The sequence below is a fragment of the Microbacterium sp. H6 genome, from assembly GCF_003314775.1.
Lineage (GTDB): Bacteria > Actinomycetota > Actinomycetes > Actinomycetales > Microbacteriaceae > Microbacterium > Microbacterium oxydans.
On sequence record NZ_QOAY01000185.1, the window covers coordinates 1 to 5,385 of the forward strand.

A 5,385-nucleotide genomic window follows, 5' to 3' on the forward strand; every position below is an offset into this window, starting at 1 on the left:
GGGGTTGGCAATGGATGAAGTCAGCAATGAATTTGTCTCTTTGGTCAGCATCAAACTCGCTGCGTCACCGTTTTCCCGGTGGGGTATGCATTTCTTTTTTACGGAGAGTTTGATCCTGGCTCAGGATGAACGCTGGCGGCGTGCTTAACACATGCAAGTCGAACGGTGAACACGGAGCTTGCTCTGTGGGATCAGTGGCGAACGGGTGAGTAACACGTGAGCAACCTGCCCCTGACTCTGGGATAAGCGCTGGAAACGGCGTCTAATACTGGATATGTGACGTGACCGCATGGTCTGCGTCTGGAAAGAATTTCGGTTGGGGATGGGCTCGCGGCCTATCAGCTTGTTGGTGAGGTAATGGCTCACCAAGGCGTCGACGGGTAGCCGGCCTGAGAGGGTGACCGGCCACACTGGGACTGAGACACGGCCCAGACTCCTACGGGAGGCAGCAGTGGGGAATATTGCACAATGGGCGCAAGCCTGATGCAGCAACGCCGCGTGAGGGACGACGGCCTTCGGGTTGTAAACCTCTTTTAGCAGGGAAGAAGCGAAAGTGACGGTACCTGCAGAAAAAGCGCCGGCTAACTACGTGCCAGCAGCCGCGGTAATACGTAGGGCGCAAGCGTTATCCGGAATTATTGGGCGTAAAGAGCTCGTAGGCGGTTTGTCGCGTCTGCTGTGAAATCCGGAGGCTCAACCTCCGGCCTGCAGTGGGTACGGGCAGACTAGAGTGCGGTAGGGGAGATTGGAATTCCTGGTGTAGCGGTGGAATGCGCAGATATCAGGAGGAACACCGATGGCGAAGGCAGATCTCTGGGCCGTAACTGACGCTGAGGAGCGAAAGGGTGGGGAGCAAACAGGCTTAGATACCCTGGTAGTCCACCCCGTAAACGTTGGGAACTAGTTGTGGGGTCCATTCCACGGATTCCGTGACGCAGCTAACGCATTAAGTTCCCCGCCTGGGGAGTACGGCCGCAAGGCTAAAACTCAAAGGAATTGACGGGGACCCGCACAAGCGGCGGAGCATGCGGATTAATTCGATGCAACGCGAAGAACCTTACCAAGGCTTGACATATACGAGAACGGGCCAGAAATGGTCAACTCTTTGGACACTCGTAAACAGGTGGTGCATGGTTGTCGTCAGCTCGTGTCGTGAGATGTTGGGTTAAGTCCCGCAACGAGCGCAACCCTCGTTCTATGTTGCCAGCACGTAATGGTGGGAACTCATGGGATACTGCCGGGGTCAACTCGGAGGAAGGTGGGGATGACGTCAAATCATCATGCCCCTTATGTCTTGGGCTTCACGCATGCTACAATGGCCGGTACAAAGGGCTGCAATACCGCGAGGTGGAGCGAATCCCAAAAAGCCGGTCCCAGTTCGGATTGAGGTCTGCAACTCGACCTCATGAAGTCGGAGTCGCTAGTAATCGCAGATCAGCAACGCTGCGGTGAATACGTTCCCGGGTCTTGTACACACCGCCCGTCAAGTCATGAAAGTCGGTAACACCTGAAGCCGGTGGCCTAACCCTTGTGGAGGGAGCCGTCGAAGGTGGGATCGGTAATTAGGACTAAGTCGTAACAAGGTAGCCGTACCGGAAGGTGCGGCTGGATCACCTCCTTTCTAAGGAGCATCTGACACTTTCGGGTGTCCAGAACCCAGATCGAAGGCATACGTTCTTCGCTGGGAGCTCAGGGGTGGAACATTTGACATGGTGCGAGGGATGTTGTTCTTCTCCAGTACGCCGCTTCGGTGGTTGGAACGGGGAGGGTGACGGATGTCGCACCTGCACGCTGTTGGGTCCTGAGGGACCGGATGCGCTTTGACCTTTCGGGGTTGGAAGCATTTGGTTACTCTGGGCCTCTTTCTGTTTCTCCATGTTTGTGGGGTTGTGGATTGGGGCACCGCCCGTACTTTGAGAACTACACAGTGGACGCGAGCATCTTGCAACAGCCTTCGGGTTGTTGCACAAGATGATCTTAAAGATCATTAGTCAATTTCAGATCCCGCCTTCGGGTGGGGTCGAGTTTTTGATTCAAACTCATGTGATTTCAAGTCTTTAAGAGCAAACGGTGGATGCCTTGGCATCTGGAGCCGAAGAAGGACGTAGCAATCTGCGATAAGCCTCGGGGAACTGATAAGCAAGTTTTGATCCGAGGGTGTCCGAATGGGGAAACCCCGCTGGGCGGCGTGCCGACCTAGTGACTCCCGCCTGAATATATAGGGCGGGTAGAGGGAACGTGGGGAAGTGAAACATCTCAGTACCCACAGGAAGAGAAAGCAACCGCGATTCCGTTAGTAGTGGCGAGCGAAACCGGATCAGGCTAAACCTAGCGTGTGTGATAGCCGGCAGGCGTTGCACGTTGGGGGTTGTGGGACTTTTCAGTCATCTCTGCCGAGGTGGCGGCGTTACAAGAAGGTATAGACGAACGGTCTTGAAAGGCCGGTCATAGAGGGTGCCAACCCCGTAGTCGAAATGCCTCTCTTGGCGCGAAGAGTATCCCAAGTAGCACGGGGCCCGTGAAATCCCGTGTGAATCTGTCAGGACCACCTGATAAGCCTAAATACTCCCAGATGACCGATAGCGGACAAGTACCGTGAGGGAAAGGTGAAAAGTACCCCGGGAGGGGAGTGAAATAGTACCTGAAACCGTTTGCTTACAAACCGTTGGAGCCTCCTTAGTAGGGGTGACAGCGTGCCTTTTGAAGAATGAGCCTGCGAGTTAGCGATATGTGGCGAGGTTAACCCGTGTGGGGTAGCCGTAGCGAAAGCGAGTCTGAATAGGGCGATTCAGTCGCATGTCCTAGACCCGAAGCGAAGTGATCTATCCATGGCCAGGTTGAAGCACGTGTAAGAGCGTGTGGAGGACCGAACCCACTTAGGTTGAAAACTGAGGGGATGAGCTGTGGATAGGGGTGAAAGGCCAATCAAACTTCGTGATAGCTGGTTCTCTCCGAAATGCATTTAGGTGCAGCGTTGCGTGTTTCTTGCCGGAGGTAGAGCTACTGGATGGCCGATGGGCCCTACAAGGTTACTGACGTCAGCCAAACTCCGAATGCCGGTAAGTGAGAGCGCAGCAGTGAGACTGTGGGGGATAAGCTTCATAGTCGAGAGGGAAACAACCCAGACCACCAACTAAGGTCCCAAAGCGCGTGCTAAGTGGGAAAGGATGTGGAGTTGCTGTGACAACCAGGAGGTTGGCTTAGAAGCAGCCACCCTTGAAAGAGTGCGTAATAGCTCACTGGTCAAGTGATTCCGCGCCGACAATGTAACGGGGCTCAAGCACGCCACCGAAGTTGTGGCATTGACATTATTGGTAGGCCTTCGTGGTCCAGCCGTGTTGATGGGTAGGAGAGCGTCGTGTGGCCAGCGAAGCGGCGGTGTAAACCAGCCGTGGAGGCTACACGAGTGAGAATGCAGGCATGAGTAGCGAATGACGTGTGAGAAACACGTCCTCCGAAAGACCAAGGGTTCCAGGGTCAAGCTAATCTTCCCTGGGTAAGTCGGGACCTAAGGCGAGGCCGACAGGCGTAGTCGATGGACAACGGGTTGATATTCCCGTACCGGCGAAGAACCGCCCAAGCTAATCCAGTAGTGCTAAGTGTCTGAATCCCAGTGACTGATCCCTTCGGGGTGACGCTCTGGGCCTAGCGCACGACCCCATTCTGGTGCGGTTAGCGTATTAACAGGTGTGACGCAGGAAGGTAGCCCAAGCCAGGCGATGGTTGTCCTGGTGCAAGTGCGTAGGCCGAGTCGTAGGCAAATCCGCGATTCACATAGGCTGAGACACGATGCGGATAAAAAGTGGGTGATCCTATGCTGCCAAGAAAAGCATCGACGCGAGGTTCTAGCCGCCCGTACCCCAAACCGACTCAGGTGGTCAGGTAGAGAATACCAAGGAGATCGAGAGAATCGTGGTTAAGGAACTCGGCAAAATGCCCCCGTAACTTCGGGAGAAGGGGGGCCATCCACTTATACGGATTTACTCCGAAAAGGGTGTGGTGGCCGCAGAGACTAGTGGGTAGCGACTGTTTACTAAAAACACAGGTCCGTGCCAAGTCGCAAGACGATGTATACGGACTGACGCCTGCCCGGTGCTGGAAGGTTAAGAGGACCGGTTAGCCGCAAGGCGAAGCTGAGAATTTAAGCCCCAGTAAACGGCGGTGGTAACTATAACCATCCTAAGGTAGCGAAATTCCTTGTCGGGTAAGTTCCGACCTGCACGAATGGCGTAACGACTTCCCAACTGTCTCAACCGCGAACTCGGCGAAATTGCATTACGAGTAAAGATGCTCGTTACGCGCAGCAGGACGGAAAGACCCCGTGACCTTTACTACAGCTTGGTATTGGTGTTCGGTGTGGCTTGTGTAGGATAGGTGGGAGACTTTGAAGCATGGACGCTAGTTCGTGTGGAGTCATTGTTGAAATACCACTCTGGTCACTCTGGATATCTAACTTCGAACCGTAATCCGGTTCAGGGACAGTGCCTGGTGGGTAGTTTAACTGGGGCGGTTGCCTCCCAAAAAGTAACGGAGGCGCCCAAAGGTTCCCTCAACCTGGTTGGCAATCAGGTGTCGAGTGTAAGTGCACAAGGGAGCTTGACTGTGAGACTGACAGGTCGAGCAGGGACGAAAGTCGGGACTAGTGATCCGGCAGTGGCTTGTGGAAGCGCTGTCGCTCAACGGATAAAAGGTACCTCGGGGATAACAGGCTGATCTTGCCCAAGAGTCCATATCGACGGCATGGTTTGGCACCTCGATGTCGGCTCGTCGCATCCTGGGGCTGGAGTAGGTCCCAAGGGTTGGGCTGTTCGCCCATTAAAGCGGTACGCGAGCTGGGTTTAGAACGTCGTGAGACAGTTCGGTCCCTATCCGCTGCGCGCGTAGGAAATTTGAGAGGATCTGACCCTAGTACGAGAGGACCGGGTTGGACGAACCTCTGGTGTGTCAGTTGTTCCGCCAGGAGCACCGCTGATTAGCTACGTTCGGGATGGATAACCGCTGAAAGCATCTAAGCGGGAAGCCGGCCTCAAGATGAGATTTCCATACCTTCGGGTGAGAGGCTCCCAGCCAGACTACTGGGTTGATAGGCCAGATGTGGAAGTGCAGTAATGCATGCAGCTGACTGGTACTAATAAGCCGATGACTTGATAACACACCGTTTGTTGGTGCTACGCGTCCACTGAGTGGTTCTCGATGTACGGTCGAGAACCGCATAACAACAATGACTTTGTTATGTGTTTGATTGAAACATCAATAGTGTTTCGGCGGCCATAGCGTGAGGGAAACGCCCGGTTACATTCCGAACCCGGAAGCTAAGCCTCACAGCGCCGATGGTACTGCAGGGGGGACCCTGTGGGAGAGTAGGACACCGCCGGACTCCTTTTA

General features: G+C 54.6%; 3 rRNA genes. All 3 read left to right on the forward strand.

Annotated features, from left to right (window positions below):
• Positions 1-97: 97 nt before the first annotated feature.
• The 3 genes from DSP71_RS12005 (at position 98) to rrf (ending at position 5,377) form a co-directional block, all read left to right on the forward strand.
• Positions 98-1,621: ribosomal RNA gene (locus DSP71_RS12005) — 16S ribosomal RNA — on the forward strand.
• A 426-nt stretch (positions 1,622-2,047) separates the two neighbouring features.
• Positions 2,048-5,152 (forward strand): 23S ribosomal RNA (locus DSP71_RS12010).
• Positions 5,153-5,260: 108 nt separating this feature from the next.
• Positions 5,261-5,377, forward strand: a 5S ribosomal RNA gene (rrf, locus tag DSP71_RS12015).
• The 16S, 23S and 5S rRNA genes sit together here, the layout of an rRNA operon.
• The last annotated feature ends 8 nt before the right edge of the window (positions 5,378-5,385 follow it).